Origin of the sequence: Stutzerimonas stutzeri (assembly GCF_002890915.1) — a bacterium.
In the GTDB taxonomy this organism is placed as follows: Bacteria; Pseudomonadota; Gammaproteobacteria; order Pseudomonadales; family Pseudomonadaceae; genus Stutzerimonas; species Stutzerimonas stutzeri_AF.
On sequence record NZ_POUT01000010.1, the window covers coordinates 1 to 22,788 of the forward strand.

21 protein-coding genes and 1 pseudogene are annotated in these 22,788 nt (G+C 64.3%); 12 read left to right on the forward strand and 10 right to left on the reverse strand.

What is annotated here, in order from left to right; genetic code table 11:
- Positions 1–276: 276 nt before the first annotated feature.
- Complete coding sequence (gene phbB, locus CXK94_RS16905) at positions 277–1,020, reverse strand: acetoacetyl-CoA reductase (protein ID WP_102895203.1); 744 nt, start codon at positions 1,018–1,020, stop codon at positions 277–279.
- 209 nt (positions 1,021–1,229) lie between these two features.
- Here phbB and CXK94_RS16910 point away from each other — a divergent pair.
- Positions 1,230–2,207 (forward strand): annotated as a pseudogene (locus CXK94_RS16910) (AraC family transcriptional regulator); the annotation flags it as partial.
- 75 nt (positions 2,208–2,282) lie between these two features.
- On the opposite strand, the gene gltS reads toward CXK94_RS16910, so the two are convergent.
- Genes gltS through CXK94_RS16935 form a run of 5 tightly spaced genes read right to left on the reverse strand, consistent with a single transcriptional unit; the run spans position 2,283 to position 9,035 of the window.
- Positions 2,283–3,503, reverse strand: coding sequence for a sodium/glutamate symporter (gene gltS / locus CXK94_RS16915; RefSeq protein ID WP_102895204.1), 1,221 nt, complete (start codon positions 3,501–3,503; stop codon positions 2,283–2,285).
- A 15-nt stretch (positions 3,504–3,518) separates the two neighbouring features.
- A complete protein-coding gene (gene fabI / locus CXK94_RS16920) occupies positions 3,519–4,298 on the reverse strand; it encodes an enoyl-ACP reductase FabI (protein ID WP_102895205.1) in 780 nt (259 codons plus the stop codon).
- On the reverse strand, positions 4,295–5,503 hold the full coding sequence (locus CXK94_RS16925) for an acetate/propionate family kinase (RefSeq protein ID WP_102895206.1): 1,209 nt from the start codon (positions 5,501–5,503) through the stop codon (positions 4,295–4,297). The genes fabI and CXK94_RS16925 overlap by 4 nt, the downstream gene beginning before the upstream one ends.
- Positions 5,500–6,432 carry a phosphate acetyltransferase gene (locus tag CXK94_RS16930; RefSeq protein WP_102895207.1) on the reverse strand — a complete coding sequence of 311 codons (933 nt, stop codon included), beginning with the start codon at positions 6,430–6,432 and terminating at the stop codon, positions 5,500–5,502. The genes CXK94_RS16925 and CXK94_RS16930 overlap by 4 nt, the downstream gene beginning before the upstream one ends.
- A complete protein-coding gene (locus tag CXK94_RS16935) occupies positions 6,429–9,035 on the reverse strand; it encodes a DUF3141 domain-containing protein (RefSeq protein ID WP_102895208.1) in 2,607 nt (868 codons plus the stop codon). Before CXK94_RS16935 ends, CXK94_RS16930 begins: the two co-directional genes overlap by 4 nt.
- A gap of 285 nt (positions 9,036–9,320) precedes the next feature.
- Here CXK94_RS16935 and CXK94_RS16940 point away from each other — a divergent pair, with 285 nt between their 5' ends.
- Positions 9,321–9,896 carry a phasin family protein gene (locus tag CXK94_RS16940; RefSeq protein WP_102895209.1) on the forward strand — a complete coding sequence of 192 codons (576 nt, stop codon included), beginning with the start codon at positions 9,321–9,323 and terminating at the stop codon, positions 9,894–9,896.
- A 154-nt stretch (positions 9,897–10,050) separates the two neighbouring features.
- Positions 10,051–10,512 (forward strand): acyloxyacyl hydrolase, encoded by a 462-nt coding sequence (locus tag CXK94_RS16945; RefSeq protein ID WP_423835246.1) that lies wholly within the window; start codon positions 10,051–10,053, stop codon positions 10,510–10,512.
- Positions 10,513–10,696: 184 nt separating this feature from the next.
- On the opposite strand, the gene phaR is transcribed toward CXK94_RS16945, so the two are convergent.
- The 4 genes from phaR to CXK94_RS16965 all read right to left on the reverse strand — a co-directional run bounded on the left by phaR (position 10,697) and on the right by CXK94_RS16965 (position 13,852).
- The gene (phaR, locus tag CXK94_RS16950; RefSeq protein WP_102895211.1) at positions 10,697–11,239 is read right to left on the reverse strand and encodes a polyhydroxyalkanoate synthesis repressor PhaR; all 543 of its coding nucleotides are present in this window, start codon (positions 11,237–11,239) and stop codon (positions 10,697–10,699) included.
- A gap of 268 nt (positions 11,240–11,507) precedes the next feature.
- Positions 11,508–11,954 carry a hypothetical protein gene (locus tag CXK94_RS16955; RefSeq protein WP_102895212.1) on the reverse strand — a complete coding sequence of 149 codons (447 nt, stop codon included), beginning with the start codon at positions 11,952–11,954 and terminating at the stop codon, positions 11,508–11,510.
- 123 nt (positions 11,955–12,077) lie between these two features.
- A complete protein-coding gene (locus CXK94_RS16960) occupies positions 12,078–12,710 on the reverse strand; it encodes an ANTAR domain-containing response regulator (protein WP_102895213.1) in 633 nt (210 codons plus the stop codon).
- A complete protein-coding gene (locus tag CXK94_RS16965; protein WP_102895214.1) occupies positions 12,707–13,852 on the reverse strand; it encodes a transporter substrate-binding domain-containing protein in 1,146 nt (381 codons plus the stop codon). The genes CXK94_RS16960 and CXK94_RS16965 overlap by 4 nt, the downstream gene beginning before the upstream one ends.
- A gap of 602 nt (positions 13,853–14,454) precedes the next feature.
- On the opposite strand from CXK94_RS16965, the gene urtA reads away from it, so the two are divergent.
- The 9 genes from urtA to ureC all read left to right on the forward strand — a co-directional run bounded on the left by urtA (position 14,455) and on the right by ureC (position 22,776).
- Entirely contained in the window at positions 14,455–15,642 is a 1,188-nt protein-coding gene (urtA, locus tag CXK94_RS16970) for an urea ABC transporter substrate-binding protein (protein WP_102895215.1), read from the forward strand.
- Positions 15,643–15,696: 54 nt separating this feature from the next.
- Positions 15,697–16,599, forward strand: a complete 903-nt coding sequence (gene urtB / locus CXK94_RS16975) for an urea ABC transporter permease subunit UrtB (RefSeq protein WP_102895216.1) — start codon at positions 15,697–15,699, stop codon at positions 16,597–16,599.
- A gap of 100 nt (positions 16,600–16,699) precedes the next feature.
- The gene (gene urtC, locus CXK94_RS16980) at positions 16,700–17,731 is read left to right on the forward strand and encodes an urea ABC transporter permease subunit UrtC (RefSeq protein ID WP_256046244.1); all 1,032 of its coding nucleotides are present in this window, start codon (positions 16,700–16,702) and stop codon (positions 17,729–17,731) included.
- Positions 17,728–18,465: an urea ABC transporter ATP-binding protein UrtD gene (gene urtD, locus CXK94_RS16985; RefSeq protein ID WP_102895218.1), complete on the forward strand. Its 738-nt coding sequence runs from the start codon at positions 17,728–17,730 to the stop codon at positions 18,463–18,465. The genes urtC and urtD overlap by 4 nt, the downstream gene beginning before the upstream one ends.
- Positions 18,466–18,468: 3 nt before the next feature.
- The gene (urtE, locus tag CXK94_RS16990) at positions 18,469–19,158 is read left to right on the forward strand and encodes an urea ABC transporter ATP-binding subunit UrtE (protein ID WP_102895219.1); all 690 of its coding nucleotides are present in this window, start codon (positions 18,469–18,471) and stop codon (positions 19,156–19,158) included.
- An 11-nt stretch (positions 19,159–19,169) separates the two neighbouring features.
- Complete coding sequence (gene ureE / locus CXK94_RS16995) at positions 19,170–19,616, forward strand: urease accessory protein UreE (protein WP_102895220.1); 447 nt, start codon at positions 19,170–19,172, stop codon at positions 19,614–19,616.
- The gene (locus CXK94_RS17000) at positions 19,613–20,338 is read left to right on the forward strand and encodes an urease accessory protein UreF (RefSeq protein WP_102895221.1); all 726 of its coding nucleotides are present in this window, start codon (positions 19,613–19,615) and stop codon (positions 20,336–20,338) included. The genes ureE and CXK94_RS17000 overlap by 4 nt, the downstream gene beginning before the upstream one ends.
- A gap of 28 nt (positions 20,339–20,366) precedes the next feature.
- Positions 20,367–21,062 carry an urease subunit beta gene (locus CXK94_RS17005; protein ID WP_102895222.1) on the forward strand — a complete coding sequence of 232 codons (696 nt, stop codon included), beginning with the start codon at positions 20,367–20,369 and terminating at the stop codon, positions 21,060–21,062.
- 1 nt (position 21,063) lies between these two features.
- Positions 21,064–22,776 (forward strand): urease subunit alpha, encoded by a 1,713-nt coding sequence (gene ureC / locus CXK94_RS17010; RefSeq protein ID WP_102895223.1) that lies wholly within the window; start codon positions 21,064–21,066, stop codon positions 22,774–22,776.
- Positions 22,777–22,788 lie beyond the last annotated feature (12 nt).

The window sequence follows — 22,788 nt, forward strand, 5'->3', positions numbered from 1 at the left end:
CAGATTACGCTCCACGCTTCCTCCCCACGCTCGGTCACCCTTACGCAGTTGCGCTTCGCTTCGTTCACTGTGGCCAGCTCACGGGAGGACTTGCACCTCCAAGAGTGCGCCCATGCTGGGCGCACAAAGAATACCGCGCCCACAAGCGCGGTACGCCCAAAGGGGAATGCATGTTCGCCGGGGACGTGGCATGCAATTTCGGGCATGTCTGCCCTAGGCGATAACCGGTGACTCAGCGTTCGTTGGTGGTGGCTATCGATACATCGGTCATGGTCGTTACTGCATGTTCATGCCGCCGTTCACCGAGAAATCGGCACCGGTGGCGTAGGCGGATTCCTCGGAGGCCAACCAGGCCACGATGGAGGCGATTTCCTCGGGATGGCCAAGGCGGCCGACGGGGATGCCGGCGATCATGCCGTCGAGGATGTCGGGACGGATGGCGGCGGTCATGTCGGTCTCGATGTAGCCGGGGGAGACGGTGTTGACGGTCACGCCCTTGCCGCTCACCTCCCGGGCCAGGGCCATGCTGAAACCGTGGATGCCGGCCTTGGCCGCCGAATAGTTGGTCTGGCCGAACTGGCCACGCTGGCCGTTGATTGAGGAGATGTTGATGATCCGTCCCCAACGGCGCTCCAGCATGCCCTCGATGACCTGCTTGGTGGTGTTGAACAGGCCATTGAGGTTGGTATCGATCACCGCACGCCAGTTTTCCGGGGTCAGTTTGCGGAAGGTGGCGTCGCGCGTGATGCCAGCGTTGTTCACCAGCACGTCGATCGGGCCGACATCCTCGCGTACCCGTTCGAGGCCCTTGCGGGTGCTGTCCCAGTCGGAGATGTCGCAATCGATGCAATGGAAGTGGAAACCGGCCTCGAGCTGTTTCGCGATCCAGGAATCCTTGCGGCTCGAATCGAGGCTGCAGCCGACGACCACAGTGAAACCATCCTGGTACAGACGCCGGCTGATCGCAGTTCCGATGCCGCCCATTCCACCAGTGACCAGTGCGATACGTGTCTCAGACATCGGAGCCCCCTCGTGACCATTCAATACGTGAGGGGATTGTCGGTTCGGTATCTACCTCGATCAATGTCTCTGGGCGCCTCTGGGGTGTCCGCAGGCGCCATCCTAGAGGCTTGCAGGCCATTTCCACCTGATTGATCCAGGTCACTGGGGAGTGGCGTTGCCAACGTGTTAATTTCTTGTCGGTTGCCGTTCATATTGGTAGGGAGGCTATGCACAGGATCAACAGCAGCTTTGTCGCTCAATTGGCTAACGCCCTGGAAGGGGAAGGCCTCGATTCGGCCCGCCTGTGCCGGGTGGCAGGTATCGATCCGGCTCTGTTGAGGCAGCCGGACAGCTTCGTGTCGCGGGCGGATGCCTATCGCCTGATGACACTGGCGCAGATCGAGTCCGAGGATCCGGACATCGGCCTGCGCGCCTATCGGCATTTTCTGCCCGGAGGATTCCATCTGGTGGGCTATACGATGATGTCCAGCCCGAACCTGAAGGGGGCCCTGGATTCCCTGGTTCGCTATCTGCCCCTGCTCGGTACCGGCGTCAAGCTCGGTTTGTTGCGGGAAGAGGTGGGGCAGCGTCTCTGGGCGGTCCATGATCTCGAGGAGGTAGCGAAGCCCAGGGCGTTCGAAGACGCCGGCTTGGCCATGCTGCTGGGCTTCTGCCGCTGGCTGACCGGAGGCAGCCTGCCGTGCCTGCGAGAGATCGAGTTCACCTACCCCGAACCGCTGGACACGGCCGAGCACCAGCGGCTGTTCGGTTGCGCCCTGCGCTTCGGCGCGCCGCGCAACGGCATTCTGTTCGACCAGCAGGCCCTGTTGCATCCGCTGAGTACCGCCAACGAGGCGCTGGCACTGCTGCATGGCCGTTTCGCCGAACACCGCATGAACCAATTGCGCGAGGCGACCTACTCGGAGCGTACCAGGGCGTGGGTCATCGAGCGTCTCAGCCTGGGTGGCTACGACATGGATTCGGTGGCAAGGGGGCTCGGTGTCAGCAAGCGTACCCTGCAGCGCGGGCTTGCCCGCGAAGGGACGAACTTTCGCGACGTGCTGGACGGGGCGCGTCGACAATTGACCGACTACTATCTGCGGAAATCATCCTACAGCCTGGCACAGGTAGGCGATCTGCTGGGCTTCAGGGAACCGAGCAGCTTTCACAAGGCCTGTCTGCGCTGGTTTGGCGTACCGCCCGGCCGCTACCGGGCGCAACTGTTCAAGGAGCGCCACCACGCATCCGGATGGAGCGCCCCGGGCACGTTGCAGGCCTACTCAGACACCGCTCATCAGGCCGATGATCAGCGCATTGGCGACATCGATGAAAAAACCGCAGACCAGGGGCACGATGATGAACGCCTGGTGCGCCGCGCCATGCCGCTGGGTGACCGCGGTCATGTTGACGATGGCTGTGGCGGTGGAGCCCAGCGCGATCCCGCCGAAGCCGGAGGCGATCACGCTGGCCTCGTAGTTGCGGCCCATGCAGCGGAACACCAGCAATACGGTGTAGAGGACCGTCAGCAGTACCTGCAATGCCAGGACGCTGAGGACGAAGACCAGCACACCACCCAGCTGCCATAGTTGCAGTCCCATCAGGGCCATGACCAGGAACATGCCCAGGCAGATGTCGGAGATCAGCGCCAGCCCCTGGCCGGCGCCGCTCCACTGCTTGATGCGCTGGCTGCCGATGGCCCCGAGCGCCAGGTTGCGAATGATGATTCCCGCCATCAGGCAACTGACGAACGAGGGAAAGGTGATACCGCTGTTGACCAGCAGCAGGTTGAGACCGTGGCCCAGCATCAACGCCATGTTCAGCCACATCCAGGCCCACAGGACGTCGTAATAGCTCATCGAGGCGGCGGCGCCTGCCTCGGCCACCGGCGCTCCAACCTCCAGGTCCGGATCGCGGGAGGGGATCAAGGCATGGCGGCGTATCAGGTAATTGGCGATCGGCCCGCCGATGCAGCAGGCGGCGATCAGGCCCACGGTGTTGCTGGCGATGCCCAGCTCCATGGCATTGCCGATGCCCAGGCGCTCGCTGAAGATCGGCGCCCAAGCCAGGGTGGTGCCGACGCCGCCGGTCAGCGAGACCGAGCCCAGCATCAGACCCGTCTTGGGATCCAGGCCGAAACCGCTGGCCACGGCCATGCCCAGCAGGTTCTGCAGCACGATGAACAGGCTGGCGAGCACCAGCAGGATCAGCAGCGGGCGGCCGCCCTTGACCAGGTTGCGGATATCCGATTTCAGGCCGATGCCGGCGAAGAAATAGAGCAGCAGCACATCGCGCACTTCCAGGTCGAAGGCCACTTCGATATCCAGCGCGAAGAACAGAACGGCGGTGATGGCGGCGCAGAGGAAGCCGCCGAGCACCGGTTCCGGAATGCTGTAGCGGCGCAGCAACTCGTAGCGCTGGACGAGGCTCTTGCCGACGAACAGCAGCATGATCGCCAGGGTGAAACTGACCAGTCCATGGATGTGGAAACTATTGTCCTGCATGTAAGAACCTAATAATCAACCGAGAATGTTGAGACCGCCATCGACGAAGTGGATGCCGCCGGTCTGCCCGCGGCTGGCGTCGCAGACCAGCCAGGCACATAGCCCGCCAACCTCGTCCAGGGTGACCAGACGGCGCAGCGGCGCCCGGTGCGCGGACTCCTCGAGCAGGTTGTCGAAGTCGCGCAGGCCGGAAGCGGCACGGGTCGGCATCGGCCCCGGGGAGATGGCGTGCACGCGGATGCCGCGCGGTCCGAGCTCGTCGGCCAGGTAGCGCACGCTGGATTCCAGCGCGGCCTTGACCGGGCCCATCAGCGCGTAGCCATCGATGGCTTCCTGGGCGCCCAGGTAGCTCATGGTCACCAGAGCGCCCCCGTCGACCATCAGTGGTTCGGCCAGGCGCGCCATGCGGATGAAGGAATGGCAGGAAATGTCCATCGCCTGCAGGAAACCGTCGCTGGAGCTGTCCAGCAGGCGCCCGCGGATTTCTTCCTTGGGAGCGCTAGCCAGGGAGTGGACGACGAAATCCAAGTGACCCCAGCGCAGGGCGATCTTCTCGAAAATACTCTCCAGCTCACCGGGGCGGGTCACGTCGAGGGCCTGGGTCAGCGAGGCCTGGACCTGACTGGCCAGGGGCTCGACATGTACCCTGGCCTTGTCGTTCAACCAGGTGATGGCCAGCTCCGCGCCCAGTTCGTGCAGCGCCTTGGCGCAGCCCCAGGCGATCGAGTGCTGGTTGGCGATGCCGACCACCAGGCCGCGCTTGCCTTGCAGGGACAGATTTTGCAGAAGGCTCATGCCGAACCCTCCTGATACAGCCGCCAGGCATGCCGGGCCAGCATGCTTTCTTCGTCGGTGGGGATGACCAGCAACTGGCGGGCGCTGTCGGTGGTGGAGATGCGCTCGGCATGACGCCGGTTGGCCTCGTCGTCCAGCCGGAGGTCGAGCAGAGGAGCCAGACGCTTCACTATCTGGGCGCGCAGTTCCGCATCCTTCTCGCCGATGCCGGCGGTGAACACAAGGGCATCCAGCCCGCCGATGCTGGCGGCCATGCGACCCACTTCCTGAGCAATGCGGTAGGCATAGTGGTCGATGGCCAGCCGTGCCCGCGGTTCCCGGCTGGCGCGCAGGATAAGCATGTCGCTGCTGACGTCCGAGATGCCGAGCAGCCCCGAGCGGTGATACAGCAGCTCCTGCAGGCTGTCCTCGTCATCGCCCTGGGCCAGCAGGTGAAGCAGTACACCGGGGTCCAGGGCGCCGCAGCGGCTCCCCATCGGCAGGCCGTCCAGGGCGCTGAAACTGGTGGTCACCTCAACGCTATGCCCTGCCTCCATGGCGCATAGGCTGGAGCCGTTGCCCAGGTGGGCTATCACCACTTTGCCAGCGGCGATCTCCGGCGCCACCCCGGCAAGATGCAGGCTGACGTATTCGAAGGACAGACCGTGGAAGCCATAGCGGCGTATGCCCTGCTCGTACAGTGGGTAGGGTAGGGCGAACATCTGGCTGATTTCGCTGCGTCCGGCATGGAAGGCTGTGTCGAAGCAGGCGACCTGAACCAGTTCGGGGCTGTCGTCGAGAAGCGCCTGGATCGGCGCCAGGTTGTAGGGCTGGTGCAGTGGAGCCAGGGATTCGAAGCCGCGCAACTGTTCCAGCACTTCGCGATCGACTCGTATCGGATCGCTGAAGCGCGCACCACCATGTACCACCCGATGCCCGATCACTGCCGGGCGCTCGCCGCGCAGACCAAAGCTCAATGCCAGCTCCACCAGGTGGAAGGCAGCCGGCATGTCGGCGACCTGTTCGACCGGGAAATCCTGATCGAGCAGGCATGTACCATCGGCCAGCGTCGCAGTGAGCCGAGGACGGACGCCGATGCCGTCCAGCTTGCCGCGCGCCAGCAGTGTCGGTGCCGCCTGCCCCGGCTGACCGTAGAACAGGCCGATGCGTACGCTCGAGGAGCCCGCGTTGACGGTGAGGATGCGTTCGCCTGCGGTTGCATTCATACCTGTGTTTCCCAAGTGGAGTGCCGGGCCTCGGCCAGTAATGCGCCAAGGGCGCAACTGGCGACTCGTGCGCGCATGCTGTCGGAACGGCTGGTGAAGATGATGGGCACCCGGGCGCCGAGTACCAGCCCGGCGGACTCCGCTCCAGCCAGATAAATCAGTTGCTTGGCCAGGATGTTGCCTGCTTCCAGGTCGGGAACCAGGAGGATGTCCGGATCGCCCGAGACATCCGAGGCGATGCCCTTGATCCGCGCGGCCTCCGCGCTGATGGCATTGTCGAAGGCCAGCGGTCCGTCGAGCAGTGCGCCCTCGATCTGCCCGCGCAGCGACATCACCACCAGCGCCGCGGCTTCCAGGGTCGAGGGCAGCCTGGCGTTGATGGTCTCCACGGCCGATAGCAGGGCGACCTTGGGCCGTGCGATGCCGAGGACATGCAGCAGGTCGATGGCGTTGCGGCAGATATCGGCCTTGTCGTCCAGGCCGGGAAAGATGTTCACCGCAGCATCGGTGACGAACAATGGCTTGTGGTAGCTGGGCACACTCATGGCGAACACGTGGCTCAGGCGCCGCTCGGTACGCAGGCCGCCCTCCCTGGCAAGCACCTCATGGAGCAGTTCGTCGCTGTGCAGGCTGCCCTTCATCAGCAGCGTGGCGCGACCTTCGCGCACCAGCGCGACACTCCGTGCAGCTGCGGCGTGGCTATGCGGCACGTCCTCCAGCGGCAGGTCGCCGAGTTCCAGGCCGGCGGCCGTGGCGACGGCTTCGATCTTCTCCCGCGGGCCGACCAGGATCGGCGCTATAAGCCCCAACCGGGCGGATTCCAGGGCGCCCTGCAGAGCGCCTGCCTCGCAAGGGTGGACCACGGCGGTGGGCTGTGGGGGCAGTCCAGCGCAATGCTGCAGCAATCCTGCAAAATGATCCTGGCTCATGGGATGTCGTCACCTTTTTTCGTTTTGCGCGTTGGCTGGCTGCGCTTTGGCTTCTCAGTGGAGGCACCGGCTGCGGTATCGGTATTCGGTTTTTCCGCGTCGTCTGCTGGCATGGGTTGGGAAGGCGATGGTGTCTTGGGCACGGCGGCCTTGCGCTTGGTCGACGTCCTACGGGGCGTCGGGGCGACCTGCTGCGCCGTGCTTTGCGCAGCGGCCGATTCTCCTGGCTCGATGATGGCTTCCTGGACGGCGCCGATCTGTCGATCGGCGATGACTTCCGGTTCGGGGCCGGTCTGTAGATCTGCAATGGTTTCCTGCACCTGCGCTGTGCCTGCTATCTGGACGAAGTCGGGCAGTGGGCGTTCCAGCACGCGATGCACGTCCTGCCAGCGTTCGGCGGCCGGGTTGTCGGCGATTTTCAGTTCCGGCACCAGTTGGGCGACGGCGTCGAGTATCGGCTGGCGATGCTCGACGGGAATCAGCAGCGGCAACGTCTTCAGGCTTTCCTCCGGATGGGCGAAGACCAGCAGGCCCTGAAGCCGGACGGTATCGCGCAGCGCCAGTGGGTCGATGTCGTACGGCTCGATCAGCGCCCGGCCCTGCCGGGCGAGCTGTTCGATACGCTCCTTGCCGATCTTTCCACCTCCCTGGCCGAGCAGGAACAGGATGCGTGCCAGGCCTTCCAGGTCACCGCCGCGCGGCAGTGCGTCTTCCAGGCGAGCGGCCAGCGCCTGGTCCCAATGCGGGGCGCGATCCTCCAGGTTCACCGGCCGCTTTCCGCCGGTCAGCGTGCTGAGGCTACCGTAGAAGACGTGGAAGGCCATTTCCTGCATGGCGTCGCGGATGTCACGGTAGGTATCCAACTGCGCTTCGACCAGACTGGCGGTCCAGTCCTGCCAAGTGAACAGCGGATTGTCCGACGGCGCTGGGCGGCGGTTCTCGCGAACCCGTTCGGCCGTGCCCGGCAGCCACCAGAGTGCCGGATTCAGGCTGCTCCAGACGATCTGCTGCTGGTGGAATGGATGCAGGCGGCGCGACAGATCGGCCAGGGGCTCGTTGACGATCTGGCGCATCCAGGGCCGCGCCAGCCAGTCGTAGAGCGTGCTGTTGAGCTCCGAGGCACGCTGCACCAGGGCGAATTCACGCTCATCGTCGCGACCATCCTGGTCATCGGCGAGGATGTCTGCGATCTTGCGTGACTCGAAGTGCACGGCGTACTCCGCCTGCGCGTTCGGTGACGCGCCGGGAAGGTCGTCGATGACCAACTCGAACAAGCCCGGTGGCAGCAGGCCGATGGCTTCCACCGCGCCCAGCAACTGACGGTGTTCGCGGCGCGCGACCTGCCCGGAAACGAAGATACCGAGATGGCCGATGCTGGCATGGCGCAGGTAGACGATGGTACGGCCAGCACTGCGCAGGGCGAGGTCGCTGGGATAGACGTCGGCGATCCAGTTGAGTGCCTGCTGCGGCGGGGTGATGTTGTCGCCGTAGGAGCAGAACACCACCACTGGCGCCTCGATGCGGCGCAGGTCGATGCCCGTGCTGCGACGCGACAGACCGCTGGCCAGCCGGTTGCCGATGAACAGGTCGTCGACGATGGTTTCGATCTCCTCGCTGTTGAGCAGCGTGGGGCTGCCCCACCAGCGCTCGAACTCGAGGAAGCGCGGGGCTTCGCTGTCGACCTTGCTGAACAGGTTGTAGTACTTGGTCCAGAGTGCGTTGGCCGGGTTGAGGCTCTCGAAATTGCTCACCAGCCAGGTGCCGTCGAAGCGGCCGTTGCCGAGGTCGCTTCCGAACCGGGTCATCCAGGCGCCACCGAGCAGGCCGCCGGCGTAGCGCATCGGGTTGCGACCGTTGACGCCGGCCCAGTAGGACAGCGGCGCCCCGTTGATGATCACCAGTCCGGGCAGTTCCGGCCGTGCTGCCGCCAGCCCCATCAGCGCCCAGCCGGCCTGGCAGTTGCCGATCACCACCGGCTTGTCGGCATCGGGATGGTGGTCGCTGACGTGTTCGATGAAGCGCGCCTCGGCCTCGGCGATGTCGAGCAGGGTCTGTCCCGCTTCGGGCGAGTGACTGAAGGCGATGAAGTAGGTCGGGTGGCCGGCGCGCAGGCTCTCGCCGATTTCCGAATCCTGCTTGAACCCACCGATGCCGGCGCCGTGGCCACCACGTGGGTCGATGACGATCACCGGACGGCGCTGTTCGTCTACCGGCAGGTCCTCCGGCGGGAGAATGCGCAGCAGGGAATAGTTGACCGGATGGGGCAGGTCGCGTCCGTCGATCAGTACCTCGTAGGCGAACTTCAGGACCAGCGGGTAACCGGCGCGCTCGTGGGCCAGGGTGTTGTCGCCGCGCTGGCGTAGCGTGTCCCAGTACAGCAGGGTGCGCTGACTCAGGTCCGCCAGGTACTCCCAGCACTGCTCGGCGCTCGGTTGTTGCAGGCGACCGGCGAGGATGGGTGCGAGTACCTTCTTCTGTCGCTGGCCCAATGCCTCGAGAACGATATCCAGCTGCAGCCGCTGCAACTGACCAAGATGGTCGAGCAGGCCCTGGAAAGATGAAAAGCGGTCTTCGTGCATTGCAAGATAAGTCTTCGAAACCATGACTTCGCTCCCATTATTGGCTGTTCGGCTCGGAGCACCGCATGACTCGACTCAAGCGATGGGTGCAGGCCTCTTCTTATAGCCAATGGAGAAAGTGCTGCAAAGATTTTTTTGTGCATTGCACAAAAAAATCTTGATAGTGATGTTTGTGCAGTGCAAGAATGCAGCGTGCCTCTGGTTCGAAAGAGGCTTACGGCAGACTCGATCGGTACGCCAGGTATTTGCCTCGTGGTGCGATCGAGCCGGCATTTTCGCAATGCGGGCCATTGCCCAGGAGACTCGATCATGTCCCTTTTCGATACGGAAAAACTGACCAGTGCCCAGAAAGCCAATGTCGACCTGCTGCAGCAGGTCGCAGGCAAGCTGTTCGAGGGTGCCGAGCAACTCGGCCAACTGCAGCTCAAGACATTGCGCACCACTTCCGACGCGCAGTTCGACAGCCTGCGCGAACTGGCGGTGGCGCGCGATCCGCAAGCCTTTGCCGAATGGCAGGCATCCTTCGCCCAGCCCACCGCTCAGGCCGAGCGTCTGCTGGAGTACAACCGCCAGGTGTATGAGCTGATTTCGGGAACCCAAACGGAAATCGCCAAACTTGCCGAACGCCAGGCCGAGGCGGCGACCAAGCAGGTACAGGAACTGGTCGAAGTGGTTGCCAAGAACGCACCGGCGGGTTCGGAGCCGGTGGTGGCGATATTCAAATCAGCTCTGGAAACCGCTGGCAGCGTTTATGACAGTGCCCAGAAGGCGGCCAAGCAGGCCGCCGAGATCGCCGAGAACGGCATCGCCGCGGCAGCTTCCGCTGCCGGTCAGGCAGCCAGCGAGGCGGGCAAGGCTTCGGCTGGTACACGTAAACCGTCCTGATCGCCGTCTGTCGTCGGGGGCCGCCAAAGCGTTTCCATAACGCCGTGGCCCCCGTCTTCATGCATACGCCATGGGATGGCAGTTTCGAGGAGTCTTAATGAGAAAGGGTATTTCAATTGCCATGATCACGATGTTGTCGCTGGGGACAGTGACCATGGCACGGGCCGTCGATTTCAACGTAGCGGTCGGACGCACGGGGGAGTCGACCACGACCTATCGCGTCGGTGCGCAGTGGAATTTCCAGCGTAACTGGTTCGAGAGCGCTACCGGCAGACTGAGCGGGTACTGGGATGCCGGCTATACCTACTGGGAAGGGGACGAGAGGTCGAGCAACCACAGCCTGTCGCTGACGCCGGTGTTCGTCTACGAGTTCTCCGGGCGTTCGCTCAAACCCTATGTCGAAGCCGGGATCGGTATCGCCGTGTTCGAGCGTACTCGCCTGGAAGACAACCAACTGGGGTCCTCATTCCAGTTCGAGGATCGCATTGGCGCAGGGCTGCGTTTCACCGGCGGGCATGAGCTGGGTATTCGCGCCATCCACTATTCCAATGCCGGGATCAAGCAGCCCAATGACGGCGTGGAAAGCTATTCGCTGCACTATCGCCGCTCATTCTAGGCATTGAGGTAATGCTGTTCAGGTAAAGAACAGAGAGTACTTTGTAGGAGCGCGCCATGCGCGCGAATCGCGGGCGTGGCCCGCTCCTACAGATGATCCTGCAACCAGCTTGTGGCCTTTAAGTGAACGGCATTAAGGCATTGAGGGGCCTTTGCATACCGGACGGCCTGTCCGGTCGCTGGGGTCATTCCTCGTCGTCGCTCTTCCTCTTTCCGTCCGCTCCGCTCCTGCCGGGTTTGTCCGCCGAGGGCATGTTGCCGAACAGGCCGAACAGATTCTGGGTATTCAGATAGAGATTCTTCGACTGGTCGATGTACTGCTGCATCAGGTTCTGCATCACGGGAACCTGCTTGTGCATGAATTCGCTCCAGGCCTGCGAGGACTGCACTCCAGTCTGCGTCTGGATGTCGATGATGGTCTGGATACTCTTTTCCAGGTAGCTGCCCAGCATGCCCTGGAACGGGCCATAGAAGCGGATGATGCTCTTGAGCATGTCGCTGGAAAAGATCGGCTCGCCGTCGCTTTCCGCCTCCTGAATGATCTGCATCAGGATGCTGCGGGTCAGGTCCTCGCCGCTTTTGGCATCGACGACCTGGAAGGGGATTTCGTCGATCACCATCTGCCGGATGTCCGCCAGCGTCACGTGAGTGCTGGTGTGAGTGTCATACAGACGACGATTGGAGTACTTCTTGATAAGGCGCGGGCTATTTCGACTGTCACCGGGCATACGGATTATCTCTGGTTCGACTGCCATTGTCGGCATGGTATAGCAATTCCTCCTGGCACCCGATGGTTTGTGTCGTGCAAGGTGCGTGCACGGCAGGTGAAACTTCGCCTGGTGAAGCAAGTGTCACTCGGGGTGGACACTGACTATGGCGTCGCGGCACTGAGGCAGGCGTCCAGCCCTTGGCTTCGTATTCAGCATGGTGGGGTGTAGCGCGGGGCGAGAGGGCATGAACTTGGATCGATTGTTCGATCCGTGGTCAAGCAACGTGTCAGGCGATGGCCAGGGTCGTGGCGGTGAGCACCTGCTCATCGCTGAGGCCCTGTTCGCGCATCTGCTGGACCAGGCTGGCATTGGCCGAAGCCCATGCGCCGTTGAGCGTCGCCAGTTCCGACTGCAGCGCCTCCACCTTGACCCGCCTGGCCTCCGGATCGAGGCTCTGATCCGCCATCAGGGTCTTGAGCTCGGCTTCCTTCGCGGCGATTTGCGCTTTCAGTTCACGGATCATCTTCAGCAGTTGCTTGATGCTGTCGGGCAGTCCGCTCTCGTCGATGTCCTGGTTCTTTTCCCCGCTCTTGGCGGACAGGCTCCTGCCCAGTTCGGAAAGACTGACGCGCAAACCCTGGCGAAGCTCCTCAGGGGTTCGCTCGGCTGCTGTGCCTTGACGCTGGACACTTCTGGCCAGATTGTTCAGCGGGGTGTTGGAGTCGATGCGCATCGCGCGGTTCCTTGCATCGATCGTGGTCTCTTGAAGATCGACCGCGGAGCCGTGAACTTGAGTGCAGGTTTTCCCTATGCGGAACTCATCGAGGGCAGTGGCATCGATCGGCGAATCGCTGCTTCAACCGAGCGCCTTGGCATACAGCTCGTGGGCCTTGATCAGCGCTTCGGCGATTTTCTCCACCGGTTCCCGCTTGGCCATGGCCTGGTCGCGCAGGGCGTTGTAGGCATCGGTCTCGGACAATCCCTTGGTCTCGATCAGGATGCTCTTGGCCTTCTGCACGGTTCGAGTCACGGCGAGGCGTCCTTCGAGGCGCTTGACGTGCTTTTCCCGGTCGCGAGCCTTGCGCGATTGATTGAGCGTCACCGAGAGGGCCGCCAGCAGGCCGAAGGACTTCACTGGCGAAGGGATCACGGCGAAAGCGTTCAACTGCAGCAGGGCCTCGACGATGATCGGGCTTTCGTAGGCGATCACCGGAATGACCGGTGGCGTGCCGGGCCGTCCCAGCCATGGTGCATTGGATGCAAGGGTTTCCGGCGCCACCGAGAGGACGATCACGTCGGATTCCAGCGTCAATCGTTCGGGAATCGGCCACTGGGCCCGCACCTGGCAGCCGATACGCTGCAACTGGGCGATCAGCGCCCGGCCGTCTTCGTCGTCCGGGTGGATCACCAGCACGCTGGTTTCGCGTAGCTCCTTGATCCCGGAACTGCCGTCGCCGCGCTGGCGTTTCTTGGCGGCACGCAGGGTCATAGGTCGCTCCCCATCGAATTCGACCAGTCGTCCAGGCTTGGTGCGATGACGTACGGGTCCGGTTTCAGGTGATGGCGGCTCTCGAACAGCAGGTCGAACTGGCCCATGCGATTGACACGGCCGATGCGCGAGAACAGGAAGCTGTGATGGTTGTGCATGTCGATCCTGACCAGCCCTTGCGGCGCCTCGAACTCCAGCCCGCGCAGGGCCTGGAGTATGTCCCCGACACGCTCGCGCCCGGCGCGGCGCAGCGCCTCCGCGAACAGATGGACCTGGAAGTAGGCGGCGTCCCAGCACATGTCCGTCACCTGGTTGGCGCCGAAGCGGGCCTGGTACGCGGCGACGCAATGGCGATTGGCCGGAGTGTCGACAGACTGGAAATAGGTCGCTGCGGTGATGTGCCCGGCGGCCAGCGCGGCGCCCATCTGCTGGATTTCCGTCTCGCTGGTCACCAGGCTGGCGATGGGCATTTCCTGAGGGTCCAGGCCAGCTTCCGCATAGGCCTGGTAAAGGTGACGCATGCTATCGCCGACCACCATCGAGAAGATGAACGAGGGCCGCAGTTGGCGGGCTTTCTCGATCACCTTGTCGAACTCGCTGCGGCCGGCGTTCAGCGGCAGGTAGTACTCGCCAAGCTTGGTGCCGCCACGCTCGTAGAGCAGGTCGCTCATCAGCCGGTTGGCTTCGTAGGGATAGACGTAGTCCGAGCCGACCATGAGCACGCGGGTGCCGTAGTGGCGGAACATGTACTCGGCGAGCGGCACGTTGTTGTGGTTCTGCGTGGCGCCGGTGTAGATGACGTTGCGCGAATATTCGAAGCCCTCGTAGAACACCGGGTAGAAGAGCAGGGCGTCGTGACGTTCCAGCACCGGCAGGGCGGCCTTGCGGGTGCTCGAGGTGTAGCAGCCGAAGAAGAACTGCAGGCCTTCGTCACGGATCAGCGACTCCAGGTGCCGGGCATACAGGTGTGGGGTCGAGTCCGGGTTGCGCAGCACCAGTTCCAGCGGGCGACCGTCGATACCACCGGCTTCGTTGATCTGCTCGATGGCGAACAGGGTGGCGCGGGTCATCGAGCGCTCGATGGCCGAGGTGACGCCGGTATCGGAAAACAGGCCGCCTATGCGGATCGGTTGGTCGGGCATTGGTAAACCTTGTGTGAGGATTGGACCGGCGCGCAGGGCCGGTGGCTGTCCATGCGGAGGGCGCAGGTTCAGCGCGGCATGGTGACGCAGACTCTTATGGCCTGACTGGGCAGCCTGTGCCCGCTCTGGCAGGACCGCGCTGTCCCGACCAGACGAGCGCGGCGAGTTCCAGGCCTGCCGGGGAGAGGCGCCTGGCAAATCGCCGCGCGAAAGATCGTCGGGACAATGCAGTTTGCGGGCCAATCACGGCGAACGGATGGAGGCTCCGCTTTTCGGATGTTGCTTGTCACGTTCCGGTGCGTTCGGATGATCTATTGCACCAAATGTGTGCGCCATTCTCCAGGGGCATGCTGTATTCCCAGGGGGAAATAAGGCGGATGCGCCGTATTCGGCACTTGGCATCGCTCTTGCTGTGTCTCGTCTCGAAAGACAATGCGGGCCATTTGCCATACGCCTTTTCGCGGCAGGTATGGAAACGTCTCGCCCATGACTGGCTTGGACAATGTCGTCCCGCCAGATTCGGCACAAGAAGCCTGACTCCCGGTCACCAGACCGGAGGTCGGGCTTTTTTTATTTCTGGCTTTTGTTCCTGGAGAAATGCGATGCACAAGCAACGGCGTGGTTTCCTCAAGAAGGCGGTTCTGCTCGGTGCCGCCAGCCTGCTTCCTCTGGCCGCCTCGCTATCCGGCCCCGCGCTGGCGGAAGAGACGGTGAAGGTCGGTATCCTCCATTCGCTCACCGGAACCGTCGCGATCAGCGAGGCGTCCATCGTCGATGCCGAGCAACTGGCGATTGCCGAGATCAACGCGGCCGGAGGGGTACTGGGACGGACCATCGAGGCGATCGTCGAAGACGGCGCCAGCGACTGGCCGACCTATGCCGAGAAGGCGCGCAAGCTGCTCGAGAAGGATCGGGTCGCGGTGGTTTTCGGCGGCTATACCTCGGCGTCGCGCAAGGCGATCCTGCCGGTTTTCGAACGCAACAAGGGCTTGCTCTACTATCCGACCTTCTACGAGGGGCTGGAGCGCTCGCCGGCCATCATGTACACCGGCCAGGAGGCCTCCCAGCAAACCATCGCCGCGGTCGACTGGCTGATGGAGAACAAGGGCAAGAGCGTCTACCTGATCGGTTCCGACTACATCTGGCCGCGCACCACCAACCGGATTTCGCGGGCGGCCATCGGCAAGAGGGGCGGCAGTGTGGTCGGGGAGGACTACTTCCCGCTGGGCCATATCGAGTTCTCCTCGGTAATCAACAAGATCAAGGCGGCCAAGCCGGACATCATCCTCTCGACCATGGTCGGTGGCTCCAACGTCGCTTTTCACAAGCAGCTACGAGCCGCCGGCATCGACAGCAGCAACCAGACCCTGCTGGCCCTGGCGATTTCCGAGGAAGAGATCACCGGCATCGGTGCCGAGAACCTCGAGGGCTTCCTGACCTGCATGAGCTACTTCCAGAGCCTGCAGAATCCGGCCAACGAGCGCTTCGTCAAGGCCTTCAAGGCCCGCTACGGCGATAACCGGGTGATCGGCGACACCATGGCCGCGGCCTATACCGGCGTTCACCTGTGGAAGCAGGCGGTGGAAAAGGCGGGCAGCTTCGACGTACCCGCGGTGATCGCCGCATCCTCCGGACTGGTTCTCGAAGCGCCGGAAGGCGAAGTGCGGATGCACGAAAGCAACCACCATTTGTGGAAGCGCACCCGCATCGGCCAGATCCGTGCCGATGGTCAGATCGATGTGATCCATGAGTCCGATCCCATCGAGCCCAATCCGTTCCCGTCTCTCTGACTCCGCTAGCGGGTGCGGCAAGTCTCGCGCCCGCCCTCGGCTACAGGTCTCGCAATGACTATCGAAACTCTGGCCTTACAGGTGTTCGGCGGCTTCTCGCTGTTCTCCGTGCTGGTGCTGATGGCCCTGGGGTTGACCATCGTGTTCGGCCTGATGGGCGTTATCAACATGGCTCACGGCGAGCTGATGGCGATGGGCGCCTACATGACCTACGTCACCGCGCAGGTCTTCCAGCGCTGGTTCCCCGAACTGATGGGCGCCTACTTCCTGGTCGGCATCCTGGTCGCCTTCGCCGCGACTTTCGCCTTCGGCTACCTGCTCGAACGCGGCTTCATCCGCTTCATGTACAACCGCCCGCTGGATACCCTGCTGGCCACCTGGGGGCTGTCGCTGGTGTTGCAGCAGGTCTTCCGCCAGGTCTTCGGTCCGAAGGAGGTCAGCGTACCCACCGTGGAGTGGCTGCAGGGCGCGGTGGTGCTCGCCGAGGGCGTGGCGCTGCCGCTCAATCGGATCTTCATCATCGGCCTCACGCTGGTGATCGCCGCGGCTGTCTTCCTGTTCCTCTATCGCAGCCGCTGGGGCCTGCGCATCCGCGCGGTGACGCAGAACCGCGCCATGGCCGGCGCCGCCGGGATCAACACGGCTCGGGTCGACGCGCTGACCTTCGCCCTCGGCTGTGGCCTGGCGGGCGTCGCAGGCAGCTCCTTCACCATGCTTGCCTCGACCGGTCCGGTGACGGGCCAACAGTATTTGGTGGATACCTTCATCGTGGTGGTGTTCGGTGGTGTCGAGAGCCTGCTCGGGACCTTCCTCTCGGCCTTCGCGATCGGCCAGACGCAGATCCTGCTGGAGTACCTGACCACCGGCTCGATGGCCAAGGCCATCACCCTGCTGGTGGTGATCGTCCTGCTGTTCTTCCGCCCCAACGGGCTGTTCGCTGCGAAAGTGAGACGCTGACATGACCGACAAGACTTTCGGACGGCAGACGCTGTTCGATCCCAATCGCCGCCATTGGCGCGACGGGCTGCGGCTCGTCGAGCGCCACAGCCTCGCCTGGATGGCCCTGCTGTTGCTGGTGGTGTTGCCGCTGTGCCTGGGTGACTTCCGCCTGGGCCTGGCCGGCAAGTACCTGAGCCTGGCGTTCTGCGCCGTCGGCATGGTGCTGATCTGGGGCTACGGCGGCATTCTCAGCCTGGGGCAGGGGGTTTTCTTCGGCCTGGGCAGCTACATGACCGCCATGTTCCTCAAGCTGGAGGCCGCCGCCAACGACCCGGCGGCCAGCGCCCTGGCGTCGTTCTACGGATCGAGCCTGCCGGACTTCATGATCTGGAACAGCGTGGAGGCGCTGCCCTGGTGGTGGCGGCCGTTCGAGTCGGCGACCTTCACCCTGCTGGCGATCCTGACGATCCCGGCGTTGCTGGCCTTCGGGTTCAGCTACGCCTACTTCAAGAAGCGGGTCGGCGGGGTCTACTTCTCGATCATCACCCTGTCGCTGTCGGCGATCATGGCCCTGCTGATCATCGGCCAGCAGGGCTATACCGGCGGGGTGAACGGCCTGACCGACTTCAAGACCGCGCTGGGCTTCGACCTGCAGGCGCCGAGCGCGCCGTGGATGCTCTACCTGGCCACCGTATTACTGCTGCTCGGCTGCGTGCTGGCAGGTCGCTTCATCGTCCACAGCCGGCTCGGCCGGGTGGTGGTGGCGATCCGCGACCGCGAGGATCGGGTGCGCTTCTCCGGCTACGACACGGCGCTGTTCAAGGCCTTCGTCTTCGCCGTGGCGGCGCTGTTCTCGGCCATTGGCGGAGTGATGTTCACCCTCCAGGTGGGGCTTGCCTCGCCGTCGCTGGTGGGCATCATCCCGTCCACCGAGATCGTCATCTATGCCGCGCTCGGCGGGCGCCTGTCGCTGGTCGGAGCGATCTACGGGACCTTGCTGATTGGTGCGGCGAAGACCTACTTCTCGGAGAACTTCGTCAGCGTCTGGCAGTACTTCATCGGCGTGCTGTTCATGGTGGTGGTGCTGTTCCTGCCCAGCGGCCTGGCCGGCCTGCTGCAACGCCTGGGTGGCCGGAAGGAGGCACGATGAGCAACCTGCTGCTGTCCGTCGAGGACCTGAGCGTGTCCTTCGACGGTTTCAAGGCGGTCGATGGCCTCAACTTCTATGTCGAGGAAAACCAGGTGCACGTGGTGATCGGCCCCAACGGCGCGGGCAAGACCACGCTGCTGGACATGATCTGCGGCAAGACCCGGCCCAGCGCCGGCAGCATCCTGTTCCGCGACCTGCAGTTGGTGAACCGACCCGAGTACCTGATCACCCGCGCCGGTGTCGGCCGCAAGTTCCAGACTCCCTCGGTGTACGAGGATCTCACGGTGATGGAGAACCTCGACATCTCCTCGCCGCGCCAGCGCTCGCTGTTCGGCTGCCTGTTCTTCCGCCGCGACCGTGCGCTGGTCGAGCGGATCGAGGCGGTCGCCGAGCAGGTCTTTCTGCGCGACCAACTCGGGCGCAAGGCCGGGCTGCTGTCCCACGGCGAGAAACAATGGCTGGAGATCGGCATGCTGCTGATGCAGGAGCCGCAACTGCTGCTGCTCGACGAGCCGGTGGCGGGCATGAGCGCCGGCGAGCGCGAGAAAACCGCCATCCTGCTGCGGCAGATCGCCCGGGGCCGCTCGATGGTGATCATCGAGCACGACATGGAGTTCGTGAAATCGGTCGCCGACCGGGTCACCGTGCTGCACCAGGGCCGGACCCTGGCCAGCGGCTCGATGGATCACGTGCAGAACGACCCGCGGGTCATCGACGTCTATCTGGGGCACTGAAGCATGCTGACGATCAAACACCTCGACGTTTTCTATGGCGACAGCCAGGTGTTGCACGACATCGGCTTCGAGCTCGCGCCTGGCGAGTCTTTGGCGATCATGGGGCGCAACGGCATGGGCAAGACCACCCTGCTGAAAAGCCTGATCGGCCTGCTGCCGGCGCGCTCCGGCAGCATCGAGCTGGAAGGGCGTGAGTTGCTGGGATGCCGGAGCTACGAGCGGGTGGCCGCCGGACTCGGCTTCGTCCCCCAGGGACGGATGATCTTTCCCTTCCTGAGCGTCGAGGAAAACATCCGCAGCGGCATGGAAGGCAGCCGCGACGGCCAGGTTCCCGACTATGTCTATGAGTACTTCCCGGTCCTCTTCGAGATGCGCCGGCGCAAGGGCGGCAACCTGTCCGGTGGCCAGCAGCAGCAACTGGCAATCGCCCGGGCGCTGGTCTCCAACCCCCGGGCGCTGATCCTCGACGAGCCCACCGAGGGCATCCAGCCCTCGATCATCAAGGACATCGCGCGAACCCTGAACCTGCTGCGCAGGGACCGCGGCTTCGCGCTGATCGTCAGCGAGCAGGTGCTGTCGTTCGCCCTGGAGGTCGCCGACCGCTTCCTGATCATCGAGAAGGGCCGCTTCGTCCACCACGACCGGCGGGAAGACGTCGATCGCGAAAAGATCCTGCGTTACCTGACCATCTGAGGAGTCTTCCCATGCTGATACTCGACCGCATCGTCGGGCAGGCCAGCGATCCGCGGATCGCCGAGCGCCTGCACACCCTGGAGCATGCCGGCCAGGTGGAGACACTGAGCCTTTCCGTCGCGGATATCCAGCGGCGTCGCCTGCGCCTGCTCAGCGACCGTGGCACGGACTGCGCGATCCGCCTGGAGCGCCACCAGCAACTGAGCAACGGCGCGGTGCTGGTGCTCGAAGGCGAGCGCGCCATCGTCGTGCAGACGGAGGCGTCGCGCTATCTGGAGCTGTTTGCACGGGATGCCGCCGCCGCCCTGGAGCTGGGCTACTTCGCCGGCAACATGCATTGGAAAGTGCGTTTCGCCGGGGAGCGCCTGCAGGTGCTGCTGGCCGGCGCCGAAGCCGATTACCTGGAACGGCTCGCCCCGTTGCTGGCGGACGGCCGCGTGGAGCGTTGCCCGGCATGAGCGCACTGGCCAGCCGCCTGGCTGCATTGCAGCAGGCCGACAGTTTCTTTCCCGGCGGCGCGGTGGCCTGGTCCTGGGGCCTGGAGACACTGCTTGCCGACGGCCGTCTGGAGGCCGCGGTTGCCGGGCCTCGGCGTCAGCGTGGCATCCGCGTGGCCCGCAGCGACTGCCTGCTCGGCTTCGTCGAGGGCCAGTTGCGCCATCGTTGGAACGGCTTCGATCGTGCCTTCCTGATGGCCGCCTGGCAGGCGGCCGGGGAACTGCCACGCCTGCTGGAGCTGGACGCGCGAATCGAGGCGCTGACGCTGGCCGCCGAGTTGCGCGAGGGCTCGCGGCGCCTGGGGCTGTCGTTGCTCGGCGTGCATGCCGGCCTGGGCACGCCGGGAGCCACAGGCTATCGCGGCGCAATACAGGCGGGGCGGGCACCTGGCCACTTGCCGGTGGTCCAGGGGTTGGTCTGGCGGGCATTGGGCATGAATGCCATGGACTGCCAACTGGCCGCGGCGCACAGCCTTTGCACCGGCCTGGCCAGCGCCGCACTGCGCCTCGGACTGCTCGGCCATCTCGAGGCGCAGCAGGTGCTGACGCGTATCCAGCCGGTGCTGCTCGAGCTGCTGGCCGAGCCGCCGGCCGACCCCGAACAGGTGCAGGGGTTCTCGCCGCTGGCGGAGATCGCCGTGATGCGCCACGAAACCCAGGCCCTGCGCCTGTTCGCCAACTGACCCTGTTTTTTACCGAGAGGACACAGCGATGCTGCTGACCCCCACCGAGCTCGAACGGCTCACCCTGTATACGGCCGCCGAACTGGCGCGCAAACGGCGTGGCAAGGGCCTGCGCCTGAACTTCCCCGAAGCCTCGGCGCTGATCGCCGACGAGATACTGGAAGGCGCCCGCGAGGGGCGCAGCGTCGCCGAGCTGATCGGCTTCGGCTCGACCCTGCTGAGCAGCGACGACGTGATGTCCGGCGTCGCCGAGTTGCTGCCGGTGCTGCAGGTCGAGGCGACCTTTCCCGATGGCACCAAGCTGGTCACCGTGCACCAGCCGATCCGTCCCGGCCGCGAGATGCGCACGCTGGAACGGTTGCCCGGCGAGGTCATCACCCCGGACGGCGAGATTCGCCTCAACAGCGGCCGCCGGCGAGCCGCCCTGCGCGCACTGAATACCGGCGACCGGCCGGTGCAGGTCGGCAGCCACTACCACTTCTTCGAGGTCAATCGGAACCTCGATTTCCCCCGTGAACTGGCGTTCGGCATGCACCTCGACATTCCCGCCGGCACCGCCGTGCGCTTCGAGCCCGGCGAGGAACGCGAGGTGGAGCTGGTCGAGTTCGGCGGCAGCGGCGACATCCACGGCTTCAGCGGCCTGACCAACGGCAACCTGCGCGACCCGGCGTGCAGGGCGGCTGCCCTGGAGAAGGCCCGGGCACAGGGTTTCAAGGGAGCGTGACATGGCGACCATGACGAGAAAGGACTATGCGGCCATGTTCGGCCCGACCACCGGCGACGCGGTTCGCCTCGGCGATACCTCGCTGCTGGCCGAGGTCGAGCACGACTACGCGGTGCCCGGCGACGAGTGCCTACACGGCGGCGGCAAGACACTGCGCGACGGCATGGGCCTGATGCCCGGCCATGACAGTGCCGACGGTGCGCTGGACATGCTGATCTGCAATGCGCTGATCATCGATCCGGTGCTGGGCGTGGTGAAGGGCGACATCGGCATCAAGGACGGCCTGATCGTCGCCGTCGGCAAGGCCGGCAACCCGCAGACCATGGACGGCGTGCATCCGCGGCTGATCTGCGGCGTGGCCACCACGGTGCGTGATGCCGAAGGACTGATCGTCACGCCGGGCGGAATCGACGTGCATGTTCACTTCGACTCGGCACAGCTCTGCGAGCACGCCCTGGCCAGCGGCCTGACCACCCTGATCGGTGGCTCGCTGGGCCCTATCACCGTCGGCATCGACTGCGGCGGCGAATGGAACGTCGGCAAGATGCTGCAGGCCTCGGAGGCCTGGCCGATCAACTTCGGCTTCCTCGGTCGCGGCAATTCCAGCAAGCCGGAGTCTCTGCTCGGCCAACTCCGCGGCGGCTGCCTGGGCCTGAAGATCCACGAGGACTGGGGCGCCATGCCGGCGGTGATCGACACCTGTCTGACGGTGGCCGACGAGCACGACTTCCAGGTGCAGCTGCATACCGACACCCTCAACGAGTCGGGTTTCCTCGAGGACACCCTGGCCGCTATCGGCGAGCGCACCATCCACATGTATCACACCGAAGGCGCCGGCGGCGGCCATGCGCCGGACATCATCAGCGTCGCCGGCAAGGCCAACTGCATTCCTTCGTCGACCAACCCGACCAATCCCTACACGATCAATACCTTCGACGAACACCTGGACATGATCATGGTCTGCCATCACCTCAACCCCGCGGTGCCGGAGGACGTGGCCTTCGCCGAATCGCGAGTGCGGGCGCAGACCATCGCCGCCGAGGACATCCTGCACGACACCGGGGCGATTTCCATTCTCGGCTCCGACAGCCAGGGCATGGGGCGCATCAACGAGGTGATCACCCGTACCTGGCAACTGGCCTCGAAGATGAAGGACCAGCGCGGCCGCCTGCCGCAGGAGCGCAGCCGTATCGGTGACAACGAGCGGATCAAGCGCTACATCGCCAAGTACACCATCAACGCCGCCAGGGTATTCGGTATCGACCGCTACATCGGCTCCATCGAACCGGGCAAGCTCGCCGACCTGGTGCTCTGGCGCCCGGCGTTCTTCGGCAGCAAACCGGAACTGGTGATCAAGGGCGGCTTCATCGTGCACGCCGTGATGGGCGATTCGGCCGCCTCGCTGTACACCTGCGAGCCCCTGGTGATGCGCCCGCAATGGGGTGCCTTCGGCGAGGCCAAGCAGGCGCTGTCGGTGAACTTCGTCAATCGCCTGGCCGTCGAGGCGGACACTGCCGCCAGACTCGGACTGAAGAAGCCGCTGCTGCCGGCGGTCGGCACGCGCGGCCTGAGCAAGGCCGACATGCTGCACAACGATGCCTGCCCGGACATTCGCGTCGACCCGCAGACCTTCGATGTCTACGCCGACGGCGAGCGTCTGTCCTGCGACCCGGTGAGCGAAGTGCCGCTGGGGCAACGCTACATGCTGCGCTGATACGAGGAACCA